Genomic DNA, 21,732 nt, shown 5'->3' with positions numbered 1-21,732 from the left:
CCACGAGGGGCGTGCGGTGACTTTTTGCGTCCGGGGCGTGACCGCACGGTTACCCACGGGTGTTACTGGGAGCCTAGAGCGCGGCGGCGCCGTGTTCGCGCAGGTTCTGGTCGTACTGCTGGAGGATCCACAGCTCGTTCTGGACGGCGGCCAGTTCGGCGGGGTCGCCGTGGCCGGAGAGGCGGGTGAGGCGGCCGGTGATGTCGCGGATGCGGCGCTCGACGGCCCGGCGGCGGACCGTGACCAGCTGGGCGCCCGCGTAGACCTCGTCGACGCCCTTCACGCCGCGGTGCAGCATGATCGCCTCGACCGCGAGTTCGGTGACCATGGCGCGGACCGCGTCGTCGGGGGCGGCCTCGCGGACCCGGACCAGGTAGTCCTGCGGGTCCTGGACGCCGGGCTCGGCGCCGCCCGCTTCCATGATCGCCTCGCGTACGGCGGCGTAGGGCGGGGCGGTGAACTCGTCGGCGCCGTACGCGTCGAAGGCCGGGGAGACCAGCTCGGGGCGCTGGAGGGCGAGCTTGAGCAGCTCGCGTTCGGTGGCGAAGACCGGGTTGCGTAGGTTGAGGGCCGGGCCCCGGGGGGTGGCCGTCATGGGTCCGGCCTGCTGCTGCGAGGCGCCGCCGCGCTGCCGCTGGTCGGGGGCGGGGCCCTTGCCGCCGCGGTCGCGGGCCCAGCGGGCCAGCTGGGCGATCCGCTTGACCACGAACTGGGTGTCGAGGATGCCGAGCATGCCGGCGAGCTGCACGGCGACCTCGTGCTGGGCCCCGCTGTTCTTGATCCGGGCGACGACCGGCGCGGCCTCGTCCAGGGCGGCGGCGCGACCGGCGGGGGTGTCCAGGTCGTAGCGGGCGACGATCTGGCGCAGCGCGAACTCGAAGAGCGGGGTGCGCGGCTCGACCAGGTCGGCGACCGCGTCGTCGCCCTTGGCCAGGCGCAGGTCGCAGGGGTCCATGCCGTCGGGGGCGATGGCGATGTAGGTCTCGGCGGCGAACTTCTGGTCGTCCTCGAAGGCGCGCAGGGCCGCCTTCTGGCCGGCCGCGTCACCGTCGAAGGTGAAGATCACGCGGGCCGAGCCGTTGTCCATGAGGAGCCGGCGCAGGATCTTGATGTGGTCGCCGCCGAAGGCGGTGCCGCAGGTGGCGATGGCGGTGGTGACCCCGGCGAGGTGGCAGGCCATGACGTCCGTGTAGCCCTCGACGACGACGGCGCGGGACGCCTTCGCGATGTCCTTCTTGGCGAGGTCGATGCCGTAGAGAACCTGGGACTTCTTGTAGATGGCGGTGTCGGGGGTGTTCAGGTACTTCGGGCCGTTGTCCGCCTCGTAGAGCTTGCGGGCGCCGAAGCCGACGACGTCGCCGCCGATGTCGCGGATGGGCCACATCAGCCGGCCGCGGAAGCGGTCGATGGGGCCGCGGCGGCCCTCCTGGGACAGGCCGGAGAGCAGCAGCTCCTTGTCGCTGAAGCCCTTGCCGCGCAGGAAGCGGGTGAGGTGGTCCCAGCCCTGGGGGCTGTAGCCGACGCCGAAGTGCTCGGCGGCGGCCTGGTCGAAGCCGCGGTCGGCGAGGAAGGCGCGGCCGGTGTCCGCCTCGGGGCCGGTCGCGAGCTGTTCCGCGTACCACTGCGCGGCGATCTTGTGGGCCTCGACCAGGCGGATGCGCTCACCGCGCTGGTGGGAAGGGTTGTACCCACCCTCCTCGTACCGCAGGGTGATGCCGGCCTGGCCGGCCAGGCGCTCGACCGCCTCCGAGAAGGTGAGGTGGTCGATCTTCATCACGAACGTGATGGTGTCGCCGCCCTCCTGGCAGCCGAAGCAGTGGAAGAACCCCTTGCTCGGACTGACCTGGAAGGACGGCGACTTCTCGTCGTGGAAGGGGCACAGCCCCTTCAGATTGCCGCCCCCGGCGCCTCGCAGCTGGAGGTACTCCGAGACGACGGCGTCGATCGGGACCGCGTCCCGTACCGCCTTCACGTCCTCGTCGTTGATCCGTCCTGCCACGCGTGAAGTGTACGGGGCGGGACCGACATGCCCGGGTCCGGCGGTCGGGCTCCGCCTGGAGGTGCGGCCCGCCCGCCGCGCAGCGGCTGTCCGCCGCGGCGCTCCCGGGTTCGGCCGGGGGTCCGGGGGTTGCCCCCGGGAATCGGGGTCGGGGGCGGACTGACAGCTACGCGACGAGGCTTTCGAGGGATACGTGCGGGTTCGCCAGGACCTCCGTGTCCACCTGCGCCTTCGAGCGGATCAGCTGCTGGATCGGCTCCGTGACGTCCCACACGTTGACGTTCATCCCGGCCAGCACCCGGCCCTCCTTCACCCAGAAGGCGATGAACTCGCGCTTCGCCGCGTCCCCGCGGATCACCACCTGGTCGTACGACCCGGCCGGCGCCCAGCCGGAGTACTCCATGCCCAGGTCGTACTGGTCGGTGAAGAAGTAGGGCACGCGGTCGTGGGCGAGGCCCTTGCCGAGCATCGCGCGGGCGGCGGCCGGACCGCCGTTCAGGGCGTTGGCCCAGTGCTCCACGCGCAGGCTGGTGTCGAAGAGGGCGTGGTGGAAGGAGGCGACGTCACCGGCGGCGTAGACGTCCGGGTCGGAGGTGCGCAGGTGGTCGTCGACGACGATGCCGCCGCCGTGCGCGCGGTCGGCGATCTCCAGCCCGGCCGCCTGGGCGAGCGCGGTGCGCGGGGCGGCGCCGATCGCGGCGAGCACGTCGTGCGCGGGGTGCTCCTCGCCGTCGTCGGTGCGGGCGGCCAGCACCACACCGTCCTGGCCGACGATCTCGGTCAGCCGCACGCCGAAGCGGAAGCGGACGCCGCGCGACTCGTGCAGCTCGGCGAAGACGGCGCCCAGCTCGGGACCGAGGACGCCGTGCAGCGGGGTCGGGGCGGGCTCGATGACGGTGACCTCCGCACCGTACTCGCGGGCCGCGGCCGCGACCTCCAGGCCGATCCAGCCCGCACCGGCGATCACCAGGTGTCCGTTGTCCCGGCCGAGGGAGGCGAGGACGCCCTTGAGGCGTTCGGCGTGGGCCAGGCGGCGCAGATGGTGGACGCCCGCGAGACCGGTGCCGGGGACGTCCAGGCGGCGGGGCTCGGCCCCGGTCGCGATGAGCAGCTTGTCGTACCTGACGTGGGTGCCGTCGTCGCCGTAGTGGACGGTCCTGGCGGCGCGGTCGATCGCGACGACGGTCTGGCCGAGGTGCAACTCGATGTCGTGCCGCGCGTACCAGGCGGGCTCGTGCACGAAGACGCTGTCGCGCTCCTCCTTGCCGAGGAGGTAGCCCTTGGACAGCGGCGGGCGCTCGTAGGGGTGGTCGCGTTCGTCGCAGACGAGGATCACCCGGCCGGTGAAGCCCTCCGTGCGGAGCGTCTCGGCCGCTTTCGCGCCCGCCAGGCCGCCTCCGACGATGACGAATGTCTGATCCGCGTCGACCACTTGTTTGCCTCCTCGTCAGGGTGCCGCCACATGCGAGCGTCCCGCACGTGGCGTGGTGCGGGAAGGGGCAGTGCCCCGATCAGGCCACGGAGTGCCGCGATCCGGGCCGATCCGGGCCGATCCGGGCCATGCCCGTCCCGCCGCCAGTCTCATGGATGCCCCGTCAGGCGGGCGTGAAGCGAGCGGGCCGAGGCGTCGGTGAGGGAGGCGATCTGGTCGACGACCACCCGTTTGCGGGCCCGGTCGTCGGCGGCCGCGTCGAACAGGGCGCGGAACTGGGGGTCGAGCCCGTCCGGCGCGCGGGCGGTGAGCGCCTCGGCCAGCTCGGCGACGACGATCCGCTGGTCGGCGCGGAGCCGCTCCTGCTCGGTGCGCTGCATGACGTAGCGGACGGCGACCGCCTTGAGGACGGCGCACTCCATGCGGGTCTCGCGGGGCACGACCAGCTCGGCGGTGTAGCGGGTGAGCCGGCCGTCTCCGTACGCGGCCCGGGTGGCGGCCTCGGCGGCCAGGCAGAAGCGGCCGATGAGCTGGCTGGTGGCGTCCTTCAGCCGCGCCTGGGCGGGCGCCGAGCCGTCGTATCCGTGCGGCCACCAGTCCTGGGCGAGGAGGCGGTCGAGGGCGGCGGCGAGTTCGGCGTGGTCGGTGCCGGCCGGCACGTACCGTCCGACGGCCACGTCGAACACGGCCTCGCGCTCGGGGTCGGCGAGCAGGCAGTTCGGGTCGATGTGACCGGCGTGCAGGCCGTCCTCGACGTCGTGCACGGAGTACGCCACGTCGTCGGCCCAGTCCATGACCTGGGCCTCGAAGCAGGTGCGGGCGCCGGGGGCGTCCTCGCGGAGCCACGCGAAGACGGGCCGGTCGTCGTCGTACACGCCGAACTTGGGCGAGGCGGGGGCGGCGGGGTGGGCACCGCGGGGCCACGGGTACTTGGTGGCGGCGTCGAGCGTGGCGCGGGTGAGGTTGAGCCCGACGGAGCCGTCCTCGGTGAACCGCTTGGGCTCGATGCGGGTGAGGAGCCTGAGCGACTGGGCGTTGCCCTCGAAGCCGCCGCAGTCCTCGGCGAAGGCGTTGAGCGCCTGTTCCCCGTTGTGCCCGAAGGGCGGGTGGCCCAGGTCGTGCGCGAGGCAGGCCGCCTCGACGAGGTCCGGGTCGCACCCGAGGGCGGCGCCCAGCTCCCGGCCGACCTGGGCGCACTCCAGGGAGTGCGTGAGGCGGGTACGGGGGCTGGCGTCCCAGACGGGGCTGCCCTCCCCCGGCGCGACGACCTGCGTCTTCCCGGCGAGGCGGCGCAGGGCGCCGGAGTGCAGGATGCGGGCGCGGTCGCGCTGGAAGGCGGTACGGCCGGGGCGTTTGTCGGGTTCGGGGGCGTAGCGGGCGGCTGACGCCGGGTCGTAGGGGGGTGCGGTGCGGGTGCCTTCCATGTCATGAACAGTAAGGGGAAGGTGTGACAGGTGGGGGCCTACTCGTCTGCCTGGTGCGGTTATCGGGCGAGTGCGGCGTTCGTCGTGGCTTGTCGCGCAGTTCCCCGCGCCCCTTTGGGCACGTTCCCCTCGCCGCCGATTCCAAGTGCCTGGTCGTAGCGGTGGAGCAGTAGGTGGGCCATCGACGGGTGGGTACCCAAAGGGGACGAGGTGATCCACGGGGCCGCTGCCGCGCACTGGGTCGCGAAGCGGCCCGGGGCCGTGAAGCAGGAGGCCACGGCGACGTGGCGGTGGCCGCGGGCCCGCAGGGCGCGGATCGCGTCCCCGACCGTCGGGGTCGCCGCCGAGGCGTACGCGGGGGCGACCGGGACGCCGAGGCGGGCGGCGAGGAGCGCTGCCGTGCGGGCCGTGTCCGCGCGGGACTCGGGGTCCCGGGAGCCGGCCGAGGCGAGGACGACGGCGTGCTCCGGGCCCGGGTGGGTGGGCCAGCCGGCCTCCAGGAGGCGGGCGTGCAGGGCGTCCACCAGTAGGGGGTGCGGGCCGAGCGGCGCGGCCACGCGGGTGCGGACCGGGGAGAGCGCGGCCATCTCCGGGATGTCCCGCTTGACGTGGTAGCCGCGGCTCAGCAGGAGCGGGACGAGGACCGCCGCCCCGTCGCCGAGGGCGGTGAGCGTGTCCGGCAGCAGGGGCTCGTTCAGCTCGACGTGGCCGAGGTGCACCGGCAGGGCGGGGCGCAGGGCGCGGACCCGGTCGAGGAGGGCCCGTACGGTGCTGAGCGCGCGTGGGTCGCGGCTGCCGTGGGCGACGACGACCAGGGCGGGGGTGCCGCCGGTGGCCGCCGCGGTCCGGTTGCTCGTCACTGTCGTCGCCGTCATGCTCCGAGGGTGGCGGCCGGAGATTGCCTCCCCGTTGCGTGGGTGTCACGGGGATTTTCCGTCGGTTCACACGGCGCGGGACCGTCCGTGTGAGCGGGCGGCGAACCGGACGGCCGCCCCGGACGTCCCTGGTGGCAGGAACCGACCGGGGAGGGGACCGTCCGTATGCGCCGCCCGAGGCTTCGCAGACCGCGTCTTCCGCGCACCCGAAAGGGGCGGCGGCGGCTGGTGCGGGTGGTGATGGCCGGGTGTGTGCTGGCCCTGCTGCCGGGCGCGTGGCTGCGGGTCGTGACGGACGACCGGCTGCGCACCGTCGCCGACGTGCCGCGCACCGAGGTCGCCGTCGTCTTCGGGGCCGGGCTGTGGGACGGGGAGCCGTCGCCGTACCTCGCGCACCGGCTGGGCGCGGCGGCGGAGCTGTACCGGGCGGGGCGGATCGAGGTGGTGCTGGTGACCGGGGACAACAGCCGCGAGGAGTACGACGAGCCGGACGCCATGCGCGCCTACCTGGTCCGGCACGGGGTGCCCGACGGGCGGATCGTCAGCGACTACGCGGGGTTCGACACCTGGGACTCCTGCGTCCGGGCGAAGCGGATCTTCGGCGTCGACCGGGCGGTGCTGATCAGCCAGGGCTTCCACATCCGCCGGGCGGTCGCGCTGTGCCAGGAGGCGGGGGTGGCGTCGTACGGCGTCGGGGTCGACGACGAGCACGACGCGACCTGGTACTACGGGGGCGCCCGGGAGATCCTCGCGGCGGGCAAGGCGGCGCTGGACGCGGTCTTCGAGCCGGACCCGCACTTCCTCGGCCCGAGGGAACCGGGGGTGGCGCGGGCCCTGGCCGGCGCCGGATGACGCGTCCCTCACCGCGGCCCGGCGGGGGCGGGGAGGCCGCCGTCCCCGCCGTGTAACAAGGCGCCGCCCGGTCGCGTAACACGGAAGCCGCAGGCTGGGCGGCATGCACAACACCGGCACGCGGAACCCCGGCACTCGGAACCCCGACCCCACCCCCACGCACTGCCCGTACTGCGCGCTGCAGTGCGGGATGAACCTGACGCCCGTCGAGGGCGGGACCGTCGAGGTGTCCGAGCGGGCGGACTTCCCGGTGAACCGGGGCGCGCTGTGCGGCAAGGGGCGTACGGCGGCGGCGGTGCTGGCGCCGGGGGCGCGGCTGACCTCGCCCCTGGTGCGGTCGGACGGCGGCGCGCTGGTGCCGGCCGGCTGGGACGAGGCGCTGGACCGGATCGCCGGGAACCTGGAGCGCACGCGGGCGCGGTACGGCGCGGACGCGCTCGGGGTGTTCGGCGGGGGCGGGCTGACCAACGAGAAGGCGTACGCGCTGGGCAAGTTCGCCCGGGTGGTGCTCGGCACCTCGCAGATCGACTACAACGGGCGGTTCTGCATGTCGTCGGCCGCGGCGGCCGGGACGCGGGCCTTCGGGCTCGACCGGGGGCTGCCCTTCCCGCTGGAGGACATCCCGAAGACCGGATGCGTGATCCTCGTCGGGTCCAACCCGGCGGAGACGATGCCGCCGTCCCTGCGCTACTTCACCGAACTGCGGGAGAACGGCGGCACTCTGATCGTCGTAGACCCGCGCCGGACGAAGACCGCCGAACAGGCCGACCTGCACCTCGCGCCCCGGCCCGGGACCGACCTCGCCCTCGCGCTGGGCATGCTGCACCTGGTCGTCGCCGAGGGCCGGGTCGACGAGGCGTACGTCGAGGAGCGCACGGTGGGCTGGGAGGAGGCGCGGGCGGCGGCGATGGCGCACTGGCCGGAGTACGTGGAGCGGATCACGGGCGTGTCCGTCCCCGAACTGCGGGAGGCGGTACGGCTGTTCAGCGCGCCCGAGGCGGCGATGGTGCTCACCGCGCGCGGGCCCGAGCAGCAGGCCAAGGGCACGGACACGGTGGGCGCGTGGATCAACCTGTGCCTGGCGACCGGGCGGGCCGGGCGGCCGCTGTCCGGGTACGGCTGCCTGACCGGGCAGGGCAACGGGCAGGGCGGGCGCGAACACGGCCAGAAGGCCGACCAGTTGCCGGGCTACCGCAAGCTGACCGACCCGGCGGCCCGGCGGCACGTCGCCGAGGTGTGGGGCGTGGACCCCGACGCACTGCCGGGGCCGGGGCGCAGCGCGTACGAACTGCTGGACGCGCTGGGGACTGACGTCAGGTCGCTGCTGGTGATGGGGTCCAACCCGGTGGTGTCCGCGCCCCGGGCCGCGCACGTCGAGGGGCGGCTGCGGTCGCTGGACTTCCTGGCGGTGTGCGACGTGGTGCTCTCCGAGACGGCGGAACTGGCCGACGTCGTCCTGCCGGTGACCCAGTGGGCGGAGGAGACGGGGACCACCACGAGTCTGGAGGGACGGGTGCTGCTGCGGCGGCGCGCGATCACGCCGCCGGACGGGGTGCGCGGCGATCTGGAGGTGCTGCACGGGCTGGCCGGACGGCTCGGCGTGGAGAAGGGGTTCCCGACCGACCCCGAGGAGGTCTTCGAGGAACTGCGGCGGGCGAGCGCGGGCGGCCCGGCGGACTACTCCGGGATCGACTACCGGCGGCTGGCGGAGGAGAACGGCGTCTTCTGGCCGTGCCCGGCGCAACCGGCGGCCGACGACAGGGACTCCGTCGGCACGGGAACGGGCAGCGGCACGGGAACGGGCACGGGCACCGGTACAGGCACCGGTACGGGAACGGGCAGCGGCACCGGCACGGGAACGGGCAGCGGCAGCGGCACCGGCATGGGAACGGGCAGCGGCAGCGGCACCGGCACGGGCATGGGAACGGGCAGCGGCAGCGGCACCGGCACGGGCATGGGAACGGGCAGCGGCAGCGGCACCGGCACGGGCATGAGAACGGGCAGCGGCAGCGGCACGGGAACGGGCAGCGGCAGCGGCACCGGCACCGGCATGGGAACGGGCAGCGGCAGCGGCAGCGGCACCGGCATGGGAACGGGCAGCGGCAGCGGCAGGGGCACCCTCACCGGCACCGGCAACAGCGCCGCCACGGGCAGCGGCGGCACCGGCCTCCGTGCCGCCGCGCCCCACCCCGGCACCCCGCGCCTCTTCCTCGACCGCTTCGCCACCGACGACGGGCGGGCCCGCTTCGCGCCCGTCACGCACCGTCCGAGCGCCGAGGAGCCGGACGACGAGTACCCCGTGCTGCTGACCACGGGGCGGGTCGTGTCGCAGTACCAGTCCGGGGCGCAGACCCGGCGGGTGGCCGAGCTGAACGCCGCCGCACCGGGCCCGTTCGTGGAGCTGCACCCGCGGCTCGCGGCACGGCTGGGGGCGGCCGACGGCGACCCGCTGGCGGTCGTGTCCCGGCGGGGGCGGGCGGTGGCCCCGGCCCGCATCACCACCGGCATCCGGCCCGACACCGTGTTCATGCCGTTCCACTGGCCCGGCGAGGGCCGCGCCAACACGCTGACCAACCCGGCCCTGGACCCGACCTCGCGGATGCCGGAGTTCAAGGTGTGCGCGGTGCGGGTGGAAACGGTGACTTCCTAAGGCCTGCCCGACGGCGTCATCCTCTCCTCCCATGATCTCCACGTGAGCGCTATGGACATGTCATGTCCCGGATTCTTGAATCCGAGTCAGCACCAGCGCCCGCAGGCGCGCCGAAGGCGCGCCCGTCCCGAGGAGATCGATGAGCCGAATACGGCACGTCAGAGGTTCCCGTCTCGCCCTGGCCGGTACCGCCGCCACCACCGCGACCCTGCTGATCGCCGCCCTCGCCCCCGGCGCCGCGGCGGCCGGCCGTCCGACCCCGGCCACGGCCCTCGACCACGCGGCGGCGGCCCTGTCGGAGCACGCCGCCGCCCTGGGCCTGACGGACGACCAGGACACCGAGGTCCGCGACGTCATCGTCGACGAGGACGGCACCCAGCACGTCCGCTACGACCGGACCTACCGCGAACTGCCCGTCCTGGGCGGTGACTTCGTCGTCCACCTCGCCCCCGACGGCGACTTCCGCGGCGCCGACCGCGCGACGGGCACCCCGCTCGCCCTGCCCACCGTCACGCCCAAGCTGTCGGCTCCGAAGGCCGCCGACCTGGCCTCGAACGCGTTGCGCGCGGCCAATCCGGGCGAGCTGCTCAAGAAGCTCACCGCCCGGCCGGAGCTGGTCGTCGACGCCCTGCACGGCACCCCGAGGCTGGCCTGGCGGACCGACGCGGCGGCGCTGGACTCCCTCGGCAACCCGGTCGCGCGCACCGTGCTGACCGACGCGGGCACGGGCGCCCGCATCGACGCCTGGGACACCGTCGAGTCGGCGTCCGGCGACGGGAAGTCGCTGTACGGGGGCACGGTGCCGCTGGAGACGACGTCGTCCGGGTCGTCGTCGTACGGGCTCGAGGACCCGACGCGCGGCGGCACGTACACGGGTGACGCGGAGAACCGGACCGACCTGTGCTTCCTCACCATCTGCCTGGTGCGGGCGCCCGCGACGCTGTTCACCGACGCCGACAACCACTGGGGCACGGGGACCGCGGACGACCGCGCCTCGGCCGCGGTGGACGCGCAGTACGGCACGGACGCCACCTGGGACTACTACGAGGACGTCCACGGGCGCCGCGGCATCGCGGGTGACGGCAAGGGCTCGTACAACCGCGTGCACTACGGCAACAGCTACAACAACGCCTTCTGGGACGACGGCTGCTTCTGCATGACGTACGGCGACGGTGACGGGACGACCTTCGGGCCGCTGGTCTCGCTGGACGTCGCCGGGCACGAGATGTCGCACGGGGTGACGTCGAAGACGGCGGCGCTGGCGTACTCGGGCGAGTCCGGCGGCCTGAACGAGGCGACCTCCGACATATTCGGCACGCTCGTGGAGTGGCACGCGGACAACTCCGCCGACCCCGGGGACTACAGAATCGGCGAGAAGGTGGTCCGGGACGGCTTCGGCCGGGACGCCCTGCGCTACCTGGACCGGCCGAGCCGGGACGGCAGCTCGGCCGACTGCTGGAGCACCTCGCTGGGCGACCTGGACGTCCACTACTCCTCCGGCGTCGCCAACCACTTCGCCTACCTGCTGGCCGAGGGCAGCGGCGCGCGGACCGTGGGCGGCGTGGCGTACGACTCCCCGACCTGCGACGGCTCCACGGTCTCGGGGATCGGCCGGGACAAGCTCGGCGACATCTGGTACCGGGCGCTGACCGTCTACATGACCTCGTCCACCGACTACGCGGGCGCCCGCGCCGCCACCCTGAGCGCGGCCGGTGACCTGTACGGCACCGACAGCGCCGAGTACGCCGCGGTCGGCGCGGCGTGGAGCGCGGTGAACGTGGGCTGACGGCCCCCGGGCCGTCCCGCGCTCGCTTACGCTTGCGTCGAGAGCACGAGCGAGGCGGGACGGGAGCCGATGAGCCTGAGGCAGTTCGAGTACGCCCTGGCCGTCGCCGAGGAGGGCTCGGTGACGGCCGCGGCCGAGGCGCTGCGCGTCGCCCAGCCCTCGGTGTCCCAGCAGATCCGCGGTCTGGAGCGGGACCTCGGCGTGGAGCTGTTCTCCCGCACCCCGACCGGTCTGGTGCCCACCGTGGCCGGCCGCGCCTTCCTGCGGGACGCGGAGATCGCGGTGAACGCGGCGCGCCGGGCGCGGGCGACGGCGCGGGCCGGCTCCGGGGAGCTGGCGGGCGAGCTGGTGGTCGCGGTGCAGATGGGCCTGGGCACGCGACAGCTGCCGGGCGCCCTGAGCGCGCTGCGCCGCCGCTTCCCGCGCCTGGAGGTCACCGTCTTCGAGGAGCCGAACCCGACCGAGCTGGAGCGGCTGGCCCGCGGCGGCGTGATCGACCTCGCCATCATGGCCGGACCGTGCGAGGAGGGCCTGTACGACGGCCACCACCTCGGCGACGAGGAGTTCGTCGTCGTGCTGGCGGCCGGGCACCCGCAGCTCGCCGCGGACCGGGTCGCGCTGCGGGACCTGGAGCGGGAGCCGTGGGTGCGGTTCGACCCGGCCAGCGCGCTCGACGGCGTCCTGGTGGAGGTGCTGCGGGAGAACGGGCTGGCCCCGACCACCGTCGCCCGGGTCTCCCAGACGGCGACGGCCGTGCGCTGGGCCGCCCACGGCCTCGGGGTGACCTTCGTCCCGGCCTCCGCGGTGCCCCCCGGCCACGAGCACCTGGTGCGTCCGGTGTCCCCGGCCGTGTCCCAGCCCGTGGTCGCCGCGGTCCGGCCCGGCGCGGGCCCGGCGGAGACGGCGCTGCTGGAGTTCCTGCGCCAGGAGACCTGGTACCGGTTCGCTCAGAGCTGGGTGGCGCCGCCGTCCACGGCCAGCTCGGCGCCGGTCGTGTAGGTGGCGTCGAAGGCGAGGAAGGCGGCGGCCCGGGCGATCTCCTCGGGGGTGCCGAAGCGCCGCATGGGGTTGTCCGCGACCCGTTCCGCCTTGAACCGCTCGGCCTCCTCGGCGGTCATCGCCGCGTCCAGGGCTCCCGTGTCGACGGGTCCCGGGCTGACCGCGTTGACCCGGATGCCGCGGGGCAGCAGCTCACGGGAGAAGCTGCGGGCCATCGAGCGCAGCGCCGCCTTCCCGGCCGCGTAGACGCTGGTGTCCGCCATGCCGATGACATTGGCGACCGAGGTGGTGAGGACGACACCGGCGCCCGTGTTCAGCAGCGGGGCGAGCTTCTGCACGGTGAACCAGGCGCCCTTGACGTTGATGTCGAACAGCTCGTCGTACGCCTCCTCGGTCGTCGATTCGAGCGGTGTGAGGGTCGCGATGCCCGCGTTCACGAACAGGGCGTCGACCGTGCCCAGTTCGGCCTTCACCCGGTCGGTGAGGGCGTCCAGGTCCGGCAGTGAGGCCACGTCGCCCCGGACGGCCACCGCGTTCTCGCCGAGCCGCTCCCGCGCGGCGTCGAGCGTGGACTGCGAACGGCCGGTGATCACGACGCGGGCTCCGCCGGCCACCAGCAGTTCCGCCATCGCGAAACCCATTCCGCTGCCGCCACCCGTGATCACGGCATTCCTGTTGCTGTAAATTCCCATTCCCGGGCCCCTTTTCGCAAACTTTTCCAGCTTCATTTCTCTTTTTTTTTGGGGGGGGGACGTCCGGCACCCCTGGAATGTCAACCCCTGGAATGTCAACCCCTGGGATATTCCCCGCCGTCCACGGCGAGGCTGGTCCCGGTCACCCAGCCCGCCCGGTCGGACACGAGGAACAGCACCGCGTGGGCGATGTCGTCGGGCAGGCCGTCGCGCCCCAGCGGAGCGGTGCCGCTCACGGCCGGTCCCGCGTCGAGGCTCGCCCAGTGCTCCCGGGTCTCCTCCCCGCCGGGGGTGGAGGTCCGGCCGGGACTGACGGTGTTGACCCGGACGCCGGAGGGTGCCAGCGTCGCGGCCAGTCCGGCGCTGTAGTTGTCCAGCGCCGCCTTCGCCGCCTGGTAGTGCAGGAACGGGGGTGCCGGGGGCGCGACCGCGGCCGAGGAGATGTGCACGATCGCCCCCGAGCGCCGTTCCCGCATGCCCGGTACCAGAAGGGAGTTCAGCCGGACCGACGCGAGGAGGTTCAGGTTCAGCGTGTCCAGCCACTCCTCGTCGGGGATGACCAGCCCGTCCTTGTGGGGCCGCGCCCCGCCCGCGTTGTGGACCAGGATGTCCACCCCGCCGAGCGCCTCCTGCGCGGCCCCGGCGAGCGCCTCGGCCCCGGCGCGGGTCCGCACGTCCGCCTGCACGAACCCCGCACCCTCCGGCGCCGGGCGCGTCGCCGACCTGGCGGTCGTGACCACCTCGGCGCCGGCGGCCAGGAGCCCGCGGACGATCGCCGCTCCGATTCCGCGCGTGCCGCCGGTGACCAGGGCCCGCTTTCCTACGAGTTCCTTGTTCTCCGACGCGTTTTCCTGCACGGCCATGGCATTTTCCCTTTCGCCTTCGCGTGATGACTCCCACACGGTAGGTCCGGAAATCGAAGGGAGGCAAAGACGAAATTGCAGCGGCTGCCATAGGAAGCTCCTATGGCAGCCGGGCGGCGTTTCCGTGACGTCTCACGCGCCGTCGTAGGGGTGCTTCTCCTTCGCCTCCCGCAGGGCCCGGCCCCACCACACCAGCTGGTCGAGCATCGTCTTGGCCGCCCCGTCCGGCCCTGACGGGTCCCTGAGCCTGCCCTCGTCGTCGAAGGACGCGCCCGCGTTGTGGAAGGAGACGGTGTCGCGGACGGTGACGGCGTGGAGTTCGGCGAAGACCTGGCGCAGGTGCTCGGCGGCCCGCAGGCCGCCGGCCAGACCGCCGTAGGAGACCAGGCCGACGGGCTTGGCCCGCCACTCGGTGAAGTGCCAGTCGATGACGTTCTTCAGGCCCGCCGGGAAGGAGTGGTTGTACTCGGGTGTCAGCACGACGAACGCGTCTGCGTCCGCCAGTTTCGGGGTGATCTCCGCGAGTGCGGCGGTCGCTTGCGGGCTCGGGGCGAAGGTCGTGGGCAGGTCGGTCCCGGCGACGTCCACCACTTCGGGGACCAGGTCGTCGTGGGCCCGGAGGCGGTCCAGGAGCCAGTCGGCGACGACGGGGCCGAAGCGGCCGTGGCGGTTGCTGCCGACGAGCAGGGTGACGCGGAGCGGTGCGGTCGTTGTGGTCATGCGGCAGAGCCTGGTACCTCAAGTTTACTTGAGGTCAAATGGCCGCGCCCCGGGCCCGTTCGGAGGCGCCGGTCACCCGTTCACACCCGTCCGGGGAGCGGGCCGGGGCCGATGCGCCTTTCCTCGGTAGGGCAGGGGCCACCGAAGAGCTCAAAGGAGCACCGATGCGACGTACCGCCCGCCTGCTGACCGGTACCGCGCTCGCCGCCGCGGCCGTCGGTCTGACCACTGCGGCTCCGGTGTACGCCGGGGACGCCGTCGCCACCGGCGGCCTGACGGTGTACCCGTCCTCGGTCGTGCCGGGCGACCGGGCCGTGGTGACGACCGCGGTGTGCGGAGAGGGCGGCTCGGCGGCGGGTGACGCCAGCGCGGTCGGCGCGGGCGCGTTCCCGCTGGCGCCGGGCTCCGGCGAGGGAGAGGCGACCGGCCACTTCGAGGTGCCGCCGAGCGCGCAGCCGGGGACGTACGAGATCGTCGCGACCTGTGGGGACGACGAGCGGCGGGTGACGGGCGACCTGGTGGTCACGCTGTCGTCGGCCGCCGAGCAGGTGTACCCCAGAGGAAGCGTGAAGACGGGGGTCGGCGGCGCTCTTGGCCCCGATCCCGTGCAGACCGCGGCCGGTGTGGCGGCTCTCGCCGTCGCCGCCGCGGGCGGTACCTGGCTCCTGCATCGCCGGGCGAGAGGCGACGGGATCTGACGGGCACCCTCCGCTGCCCGTCCGCCGCCGGTACCGCACTTCCCCACCCCCTCCGGGTCCGACGCCCCTCGCGGCCCGGAGGGGGCCGGGGGCCCAGGGATCCGAGGGAGAGGGGACGTCATGCGCAGGGTCAAGGACACCGCGATAGCGGCCGTCACCGCGGTCGCCCTCTGTTCGGGGGCGTGGCTGCTGCTCGGCGGCGACCGCACCGACGCCCCGCCGCAGCCGTCGGCCGCGCAGGCCCGCACCACCGGCCAGGCCGACCGGGGTGACCGGGGCGCCGCGGCACCGGCGCTGCCGCCCTCCCCGCCGGACCGCGTCCGCATCCCGGCGATCGGCGTGGACGCCCCGCTGACCGGCCTGGGCCTGACCGACACGGGCAGCCTGGACGTGCCGCCCGCCGAGCAGAAGAACCTCGCCGGCTGGTACGAGGCGGGCACCACCCCCGGCGAGAAGGGCACCGCGATCGTCGCCGGGCACGTCGACAACGCGGAGGGTCCCGCCGTCTTCTACCGCCTCGGCGCCCTGAAGAAGGGCTCGGCGATCGAGATCGACCGGCGCGACGGCGGCGTCGCCGTGTTCACGGTGGACGCGGTGGAGGTCTACGCCGCCGACGCCTTCCCCGACGAGAAGGTCTACGGCGCCGCCGACCGCCCCGAACTGCGCGTCATCACCTGCGGCGGCCCCTACTCACGCAGTACCGGCTACCAGGGCAACGTGGTCGTCTTCGCCCACCTGACCGGGAGCCGGTGACGCGTTCAGCACGTGCTCCCTGCCCCACGCACCGAGCGGCACCAGCGCCGCGTTGAGGGCGACGCCCCGGGCGGTCAGCGAGTACTCCACGCGGGGCGGCACCTCGCCGTACTCCTCGCGGTGCACGATGCCGTCGGCCTCCAGCTCCCGCAGCTGCGCGGCGAGCACCTTCTCGGTGACACCCGGCAGTGCGCGGCGCAGCGCGCCGAAGCGGTACATCCCCTCGCCGAGGGCCCAGAGGATCAGTACCTTCCATTTCCCGCCGATCACGTCGATCGCCGCGTCGACCCCGCAGTGGTACGCCCCCGGCCGCCGTGCCGTCCCCATAACCGTCACTCCGTCCCTGCCCGCTGCCTGCACGCTTCCGCCGGGGTAACCACCCACTCCGAAGTACGTACTTGAGCGGTCACCGGCCCCGTCGGAACCTGATCGCCATGACTGACAAGACACCCGCCGCCCGTATTCCGCTCACCGTCCTCGGCACCGGCGCCATGGGCACCGCCCTGACCCGCGCCTGGCTCGCCGCCGGCCATCCCGTGACCGTCTGGAACCGCACCCCGGCCCGCGCCGGGGCCCTCGCCGCCGAGGGGGCGAGGGTCGCCGCGAGCGCCGGTGAGGCGGTGGCCGCGAGCCGCCTGGTGATCGTCTGCCTGCTGGACGACGCCACGGTCGGCGCGGCCCTCGACGGCGCCGACCTGACCGGCCGTGACCTGGTGAACCTCACCACCGGCACGCCTGCGGAGGGCCGCGCCCGCGCCGCGTGGGCGGCGGAGCGCGAAGCCCGCTTCCTGGACGGCGGGATCATGGCCGTACCGCCGATGATCGGGTCTCCCGACTCCGGCGGATACATCCTCTACAGCGGCTCCGCCGAGCTGTTCGACGAGCACCGGGACGCACTCGCCGTGCCGGCCGGAACGCGCTACGTCGGTACGGACCCGGGATTCGCGGCGCTGCACGACGTGGCGCTGCTGAGCGCGATGTACGGCATGTTCGCGGGCATGGCGCACGCCTTCGCCCTGATCGGCTCGGAGGACATCGCCCCGGAGGACTTCGCACCGCTGCTGGTGTCCTGGCTCGGCGCGATGTCCGGCTCGGCTCACCGGGCCGCCGGGCAACTGGCGAGCGGCGACTACGGCAAGGACGTCGTCTCCAACCTGGCGATGCAGGTGGCGGGGAGCGCGACCCTGCTGCGCACGGCGGAGGAGCAGGGGGTGAGCGCGGAGCTGCTCACGCCGTACCTGACCCTGATGGAGCGACGGCTCGCCGAGGGGCACGGGGATGAGGACACGACGGGGGCGGCGGAACTGCTGCGGTTGTGACGAGGCTCGCCGTCGGCCTAACCGCATTCGGCCTCGGCATCTGTCCCGGCTGAGTGCACCGCTCCTCGCGCCGCATGCGGGTATCGCCGACGGACTTCGACGTCAGAAGTGTGCGGTGCTGTAACGGCACTGTGGTCGGGGATGGTGCGCGCGGCGAGGGTGACGCCACTGGCGATGCGGCAGTGGCGTCCGATCGCGAGGCCGGGTCCCAGGCTGATGTTGTTGCCTGTCTGGACCCGATCACCGATCAGGGCGCCGAATTGCGGTGTACCGCAACGGTAAACACCCCCGGGAGTGCGCAGGATGATCTCCCGTTCGGGGTTGCTCAGGTGCGGACTCCACATGCTGATGGCCGCGACGGTCAGGTTGGCGGACAGGTGAGCGTCCGCGCCGACCAGAGTGCGGTTGATCCCGATGCGATGCCCGAGGATGGCGCGTTCGCCCAGAAACGAACGGGTGACCTCGCAGTTGAAGCCGACCGAAACGTCGGCGCTCAGCACAGAGCCGGCCCGAACAGTGGAGAATTCCCACACGCGCACTCGGGGGCCGATGATCACGTCGTCCCCGATTATCGCGGTCGGATGGATCTGTGCGGTGGGGTGGATACGGTGCGGGAGCCCGTCGAGGGCCCGGAGGTGCCAGTCCTCCCAGAGTGAGAGGAACTCGGCGAGATCCGTCTCCTCCATCTGGTTGTACGGGGTGGAGCCCAGCATTCTGTTGGTGGGGACGGTGAGGTAGTCGCCGAGGCGGATCCGGTGCATCGGTGCTCTTCCTTTGTGGTCGGCGGTCGGCCCCCGGACAGCTAGCATCACTCGGACCGAACCCGAGGAACGGAGAGTTCATCCGTGAGTCACCCGCGCGTTGGCGTCGCCATCTTGACCATGGGCACGCGACCCGCCGAGCTGGCCGACCTCCTTGCGTCGGTCGCCGGGCAGGACACACCTGCGGCACGGGTGGTGGTGGTTGGCAACGGCTCGTCGCTGCCGGTGCTGCCGGACGGGGTGACCGGCGTCGAGCTGACGGAGAACCTGGGGATCTCGGGTGGCCGGAACGCCGCTCTGGCCCGGCTACGGGAGTTCGGGGATGTCGATGTGGTGGTGGACCTGGACGATGATGGCCTGCTGATCGACTCAGACGTCTTCACGCGGCTTACGGAGCTGTACGCGGCGGACGCGCGGCTGGGCGTCGTCAGTTTCCGCATCGCCGACGAGCAGGGTCGCACTCAGCGCCGCCACATCCCGCGTCTGCGCGCAACAGACCCGATGCGGGGCGGGCTGGTGACGACGTTCCTCGGCGGTGGGCACGGGCTGTCCATGCGGATGCTGGATCAGATCGGTGGCTGGCCCGAGCCGTTCTTCTACGCGCACGAGGAGACCGATCTGGCATGGCGGGCGCTGGACGCGGGTTGGAAGGTGTTCTACGAGCCGGAGCTCGTGCTCCAGCATCCGTGGACCTCCCCGACCCGGCACGCCGTCTTCTACCGGATGGTCGCCCGCAACCGGGTCTGGCTCGCCAAGAGGCGTCTTCCTGCCCTGCTCGTCCCCCTCTACCTGGTCATCTGGACCGCTATGACCATGGCACGTACCCGGTCGGCGGCGGGGCTTCGGGCCTGGTTCGGCGGATTCGCCGAGGGCCTGCGCACCCCGTGCCCGCCCCGTCGGCCGATGCGATGGTCCACGGTGTGGCGGATGACCCGCCTGGGCCGGCCACCGGTCATCTGATCAGGCAGTCGCGGTCTCGGTCCGGGCCCTCAGCCACCGGGGGATCGCCTCGGGGGTCTTGTCCAGCCAGTCCACGTAACGGGCGACCCCCTCCTCGACTGTGATGGTCGGCCGCCAACCGAGGACCGCTTCCATGCGGTGGGTGGCCGCGTAGCCGCCGAGCGGGTCACCGGGTGGCAGCGGCGTCTCCACGAACCGGGCTTCCGGGTACTGCTCTGCGGCCAACTCGGCCACCTTGCGGATGCTGGTGGGTACTCCGGTGCCGACGTTGATCGTCTCGTTGTGGGCAAGTGGGGCGACGAGGGCCCGCACCGTAGCGATGGCGATGTCGTCGACATGGACCAGGTCCCGGACCTGGTGGCCGCCGCCATTGAGGTGCAGGGGCAGTCCCAGGGCAGCACGGGCAGCGAACCAGGCCACGACCCATGAATGACTGTTCTCCTTGATGACCTGAGGCTCTCCATAGACGGAGAAGTACCGTACAACGGTGTACGAGGTGCCCACGCCGCCCAGCGTGAGAACAGTCTGTGTCTCCCCCCACGCCTTGGTGTTGGCGTAGACCGACATCGGCCGCAGGCGCGTGTGCTCGTGGAACTGGGGCGGCACTCGACCGTAGACGGATTCCAGCAGCCTCCGCATAGTCCGGTACTCGTCGCACGGACGTGCTCCGTCCTCCGGGTTGCCGTTGCCGTAGACGCTGGCCGAGGAGACCAGGACCAGCCGACGGATCCGTTCACAGGCGGCCACCGCGTCGAGCAGGACCTGGGTGCCGGTGATGTTGGTCTGGATCGCCGCCATGGGCCTGCGGGTACAGGCGGCGACGTCGGCGAGGGCGGCGGCGTGGATCACGTAGTCGGACTGGGCCACCGCCTTCCTGACCAGGCCTCGGTTCTGGATGTTGCCGATGATGATGTCCGGGTCGGCCGGGTCGACGCCGAACAGGTCGCGGTAGGTACTCCGGGGGTAGGCGTCCATCGTGCACAGGGCGATCGGCCGGGCCCCCACCTGGCGCAGGTAGCCGGTGATCCGACTTCCGATCAGCCCGGCTCCGCCCGTGACCAGCACGGTCCGGCCGGCGAGTTCTCTCAACTGGGTTTCGTGCACCGTGCCTCCATGTCGTGAGGGGTGCGACGTCACAGGCCCGCCTGGCGGGCCTGCTCGCGCTTGGCGATGAGCTGCTCGAACTGGATGGCGTACAACTCCATCTGGTCCGGGGTCAGGACGAGCACCGACTGAACGGTCCGGCCGTTGGTGTGGTGGATCTCGATGGCCAGGGCGGTCTGCTGGGCGCGGTGGTCGTACGTCGCATCCCGCTTGAGCGGCGTCGCGTGGGTGACCGACGTCCGTACGCCCGACATGGCCGGGGTCTCCTTCATGTCACTGGCCTCCTGGGAATCGCTTGCGGCCCGCTCGAATGCGCGCTGGTCACGAGGACACCGCAGCCCGCCCGGCGAGGGGAGGTGAAACCCCTCGGCGCGCACACGGTTTGCATCGGACGTAAACGGCTTGCAACTTCGTGTGCCGAAAGGCGGTTTGACGGGACAATTGGTCCGACAGGAGGTGAGTCGTGGACAACACCCATCCGATCTGGCGCTCTGCGGCCATGCGTGACGCCCTCACCCGTCGCGATGCCGGTGCGATAGTCCGATTGGCCCGCCGTGCGGCGGACATCACGCTCGCCGCACTGGGCAGTCAGGTCGGCTATACCGCCGCCTCCCTGTCCAGGATGGAACGCGGCAAGCAACCTATGCGCGACGTGCTGCTGCTCCAGAGCCTCGCCGCCTGCCTCGACATTCCTCCACACCTGCTCGGTCTCGCGCCGCAACGCCGGCCAGGCGCCTCAGACCGGTCCGGCGCCACTAGGGTGGGCGCGCACACTCTGTTCGGCGAGGAGGGAGACGACCCCGTGCGACGCCGACAACTTCTGGCAACCTTGACCGGAGCCACCACCAGCGCCGTCCTCGGCTCGGCAGCCGTCGCCCACGCTGCAGCACAACCAAGCCTGTCCGGACTGGAAGACCTCCTGCTTCACCGGCAGCACGACCAAGCCCTCGCCTCGGATCCCACGCCGTCCATCGTCGCTGCGGCCACGGAAGCCTCCCGACAGGACTTCAGCGCATGCCGCTACGACACGCTCGCCCGCGCCCTGCCGACCCGGATCGCACTCGCCCAGGCCCTTGGCGACCGCGGGCACCCGGAGCAGGCGGCCACCGCCGTCGCCGAGCTCTACACCACCGCGACCCGCCTGTGCATCAAGCTCGGCGAAGACGGTCTGGCAGCCGTCACCGCAGACCGGGCCCTTACCTCGGCGCTCGGTGGCGCGGACGCGCTCACCGTGGCCGAAGCCCACCGCATGGTGTCTTCCGTCTGGCGCCGTCAGGGGCACCATGCCCGCGCCACCGACGTCGCCGTCACCGCCGCTCAGAAGCTGGCTGTCGACCGCACCACCGACGCAACCGAACGGCTCTCCGTCCAGGGCAACCTGTATGCCACTGCCGCCTACACAGCAGCGAAGCAAGGCGACCGGCACACGGCACAGGTGCTCATCGGCGAGGCCGCAACCGCCGCAGGGCAACTCGGCCACGACGCGCTGCTGCGCGGCACCGCGTTCGGCCCCAGCCAGGTTCTCCTGCACCAGGTCTCGATCAGTCACCTGCTCGGCGACGCAGGCCAAGCCGTCGAACACGCTCGCCGTGTCGACCCCGCCGCCCTGCCCACCACCGAACGCCAGGCCCGATACTGGATCGACGTCGCCCGCGCCTTCGACCAGTGGGGCAAGCCCGACCGCTGCTACCGAGCCCTCCTTGCGGCCGAGCGGGCAGCGCCACAGGAAGTCCGCCGTGGCTCAGTCCGGACCATGGCTGCCAACCTGATGCGGCACGACCGTGCCCTCCCTGGCGTGCGTTCGTTCGTCCACCGCGTCGGCGCTCTCACCTGAGCGACTGCCGC

Annotated in this window: 20 protein-coding genes; 9 read left to right on the top strand and 11 right to left on the bottom strand. The window is 72.8% G+C overall.

From position 1 onward, the window contains the following. Positions 1-73: 73 nt before the first annotated feature. The 4 genes from dnaG to ACFV9J_RS20685 all read right to left on the bottom strand — a co-directional run bounded on the left by dnaG (position 74) and on the right by ACFV9J_RS20685 (position 5,730). A complete protein-coding gene (gene dnaG / locus ACFV9J_RS20700; protein ID WP_385356188.1) occupies positions 74-1,999 on the bottom strand; it encodes a DNA primase in 1,926 nt (641 codons plus the stop codon). A gap of 166 nt (positions 2,000-2,165) precedes the next feature. Further along, a complete protein-coding gene (locus ACFV9J_RS20695) occupies positions 2,166-3,431 on the bottom strand; it encodes an NAD(P)/FAD-dependent oxidoreductase (RefSeq protein WP_385356187.1) in 1,266 nt (421 codons plus the stop codon). 149 nt (positions 3,432-3,580) lie between these two features. Next, on the bottom strand, positions 3,581-4,855 hold the full coding sequence (locus tag ACFV9J_RS20690; protein ID WP_385356185.1) for a deoxyguanosinetriphosphate triphosphohydrolase: 1,275 nt from the start codon (positions 4,853-4,855) through the stop codon (positions 3,581-3,583). 59 nt (positions 4,856-4,914) lie between these two features. Beyond that, positions 4,915-5,730 (bottom strand): sirohydrochlorin chelatase, encoded by an 816-nt coding sequence (locus tag ACFV9J_RS20685; protein WP_385356183.1) that lies wholly within the window; start codon positions 5,728-5,730, stop codon positions 4,915-4,917. 165 nt (positions 5,731-5,895) lie between these two features. Between ACFV9J_RS20685 and ACFV9J_RS20680 the strand changes: the two genes are divergently transcribed. The 4 genes from ACFV9J_RS20680 to ACFV9J_RS20665 all read left to right on the top strand — a co-directional run bounded on the left by ACFV9J_RS20680 (position 5,896) and on the right by ACFV9J_RS20665 (position 12,017). Next, entirely contained in the window at positions 5,896-6,582 is a 687-nt protein-coding gene (locus tag ACFV9J_RS20680) for a vancomycin high temperature exclusion protein (RefSeq protein WP_385356181.1), read from the top strand. A gap of 103 nt (positions 6,583-6,685) precedes the next feature. Continuing rightward, a complete protein-coding gene (locus ACFV9J_RS20675; RefSeq protein WP_385356179.1) occupies positions 6,686-9,232 on the top strand; it encodes a molybdopterin oxidoreductase family protein in 2,547 nt (848 codons plus the stop codon). A gap of 139 nt (positions 9,233-9,371) precedes the next feature. Then, entirely contained in the window at positions 9,372-11,018 is a 1,647-nt protein-coding gene (locus ACFV9J_RS20670; RefSeq protein ID WP_385356177.1) for a M4 family metallopeptidase, read from the top strand. Between the two features lie 69 nt (positions 11,019-11,087). Further along, the gene (locus ACFV9J_RS20665) at positions 11,088-12,017 is read left to right on the top strand and encodes a LysR family transcriptional regulator (RefSeq protein WP_385356176.1); all 930 of its coding nucleotides are present in this window, start codon (positions 11,088-11,090) and stop codon (positions 12,015-12,017) included. Here the strand turns inward: ACFV9J_RS20665 and ACFV9J_RS20660 are convergent. From ACFV9J_RS20660 to ACFV9J_RS20650, 3 genes are all read right to left on the bottom strand, one after another. Then, positions 11,966-12,709: an SDR family oxidoreductase gene (locus ACFV9J_RS20660; RefSeq protein WP_385356174.1), complete on the bottom strand. Its 744-nt coding sequence runs from the start codon at positions 12,707-12,709 to the stop codon at positions 11,966-11,968. The genes ACFV9J_RS20665 and ACFV9J_RS20660 overlap by 52 nt on opposite strands. A gap of 95 nt (positions 12,710-12,804) precedes the next feature. Continuing rightward, positions 12,805-13,572: an SDR family oxidoreductase gene (locus ACFV9J_RS20655; protein WP_385356172.1), complete on the bottom strand. Its 768-nt coding sequence runs from the start codon at positions 13,570-13,572 to the stop codon at positions 12,805-12,807. 132 nt (positions 13,573-13,704) lie between these two features. Next, positions 13,705-14,292 carry an NADPH-dependent FMN reductase gene (locus tag ACFV9J_RS20650; RefSeq protein WP_385356171.1) on the bottom strand — a complete coding sequence of 196 codons (588 nt, stop codon included), beginning with the start codon at positions 14,290-14,292 and terminating at the stop codon, positions 13,705-13,707. 164 nt (positions 14,293-14,456) lie between these two features. Between ACFV9J_RS20650 and ACFV9J_RS20645 the strand changes: the two genes are divergently transcribed. Continuing rightward, entirely contained in the window at positions 14,457-14,990 is a 534-nt protein-coding gene (locus tag ACFV9J_RS20645) for a hypothetical protein (protein ID WP_385356170.1), read from the top strand. 120 nt (positions 14,991-15,110) lie between these two features. Further along, positions 15,111-15,743 carry a class F sortase gene (locus ACFV9J_RS20640; protein ID WP_385356168.1) on the top strand — a complete coding sequence of 211 codons (633 nt, stop codon included), beginning with the start codon at positions 15,111-15,113 and terminating at the stop codon, positions 15,741-15,743. Here the strand turns inward: ACFV9J_RS20640 and ACFV9J_RS20635 are convergent. Further along, positions 15,681-16,070, bottom strand: a complete 390-nt coding sequence (locus tag ACFV9J_RS20635) for a winged helix-turn-helix transcriptional regulator (protein WP_385356167.1) — start codon at positions 16,068-16,070, stop codon at positions 15,681-15,683. The two genes, ACFV9J_RS20640 and ACFV9J_RS20635, sit on opposite strands and share 63 nt — an antisense overlap. A gap of 107 nt (positions 16,071-16,177) precedes the next feature. Here ACFV9J_RS20635 and ACFV9J_RS20630 point away from each other — a divergent pair, with 107 nt between their 5' ends. Then, complete coding sequence (locus ACFV9J_RS20630) at positions 16,178-17,062, top strand: NAD(P)-dependent oxidoreductase (RefSeq protein ID WP_385356166.1); 885 nt, start codon at positions 16,178-16,180, stop codon at positions 17,060-17,062. Between the two features lie 17 nt (positions 17,063-17,079). Here the strand turns inward: ACFV9J_RS20630 and ACFV9J_RS20625 are convergent, their stop codons facing one another. Continuing rightward, positions 17,080-17,823 carry a transferase gene (locus ACFV9J_RS20625; RefSeq protein WP_385356165.1) on the bottom strand — a complete coding sequence of 248 codons (744 nt, stop codon included), beginning with the start codon at positions 17,821-17,823 and terminating at the stop codon, positions 17,080-17,082. Between the two features lie 84 nt (positions 17,824-17,907). Here ACFV9J_RS20625 and ACFV9J_RS20620 point away from each other — a divergent pair, with 84 nt between their 5' ends. After that, positions 17,908-18,783: a glycosyltransferase family 2 protein gene (locus ACFV9J_RS20620; RefSeq protein WP_385356163.1), complete on the top strand. Its 876-nt coding sequence runs from the start codon at positions 17,908-17,910 to the stop codon at positions 18,781-18,783. Here ACFV9J_RS20620 and ACFV9J_RS20615 read toward each other — a convergent pair whose 3' ends face one another. Both ACFV9J_RS20615 and ACFV9J_RS20610 read right to left on the bottom strand, forming a co-directional pair. After that, positions 18,784-19,887, bottom strand: coding sequence for an NAD-dependent epimerase/dehydratase family protein (locus ACFV9J_RS20615; RefSeq protein WP_385356162.1), 1,104 nt, complete (start codon positions 19,885-19,887; stop codon positions 18,784-18,786). Between the two features lie 29 nt (positions 19,888-19,916). Then, positions 19,917-20,159 carry a hypothetical protein gene (locus ACFV9J_RS20610; RefSeq protein WP_385356160.1) on the bottom strand — a complete coding sequence of 81 codons (243 nt, stop codon included), beginning with the start codon at positions 20,157-20,159 and terminating at the stop codon, positions 19,917-19,919. Between the two features lie 191 nt (positions 20,160-20,350). Here ACFV9J_RS20610 and ACFV9J_RS20605 point away from each other — a divergent pair, with 191 nt between their 5' ends. Next, a complete protein-coding gene (locus tag ACFV9J_RS20605) occupies positions 20,351-21,721 on the top strand; it encodes a helix-turn-helix domain-containing protein (RefSeq protein ID WP_385356158.1) in 1,371 nt (456 codons plus the stop codon). Positions 21,722-21,732 lie beyond the last annotated feature (11 nt).

Source organism: Streptomyces sp. NPDC059906 (genome assembly GCF_042730645.1).
GTDB lineage: Bacteria > Actinomycetota > Actinomycetes > Streptomycetales > Streptomycetaceae > Streptomyces > Streptomyces rubrogriseus.
This window is presented reverse-complemented; position numbering and strand designations above follow the sequence as displayed.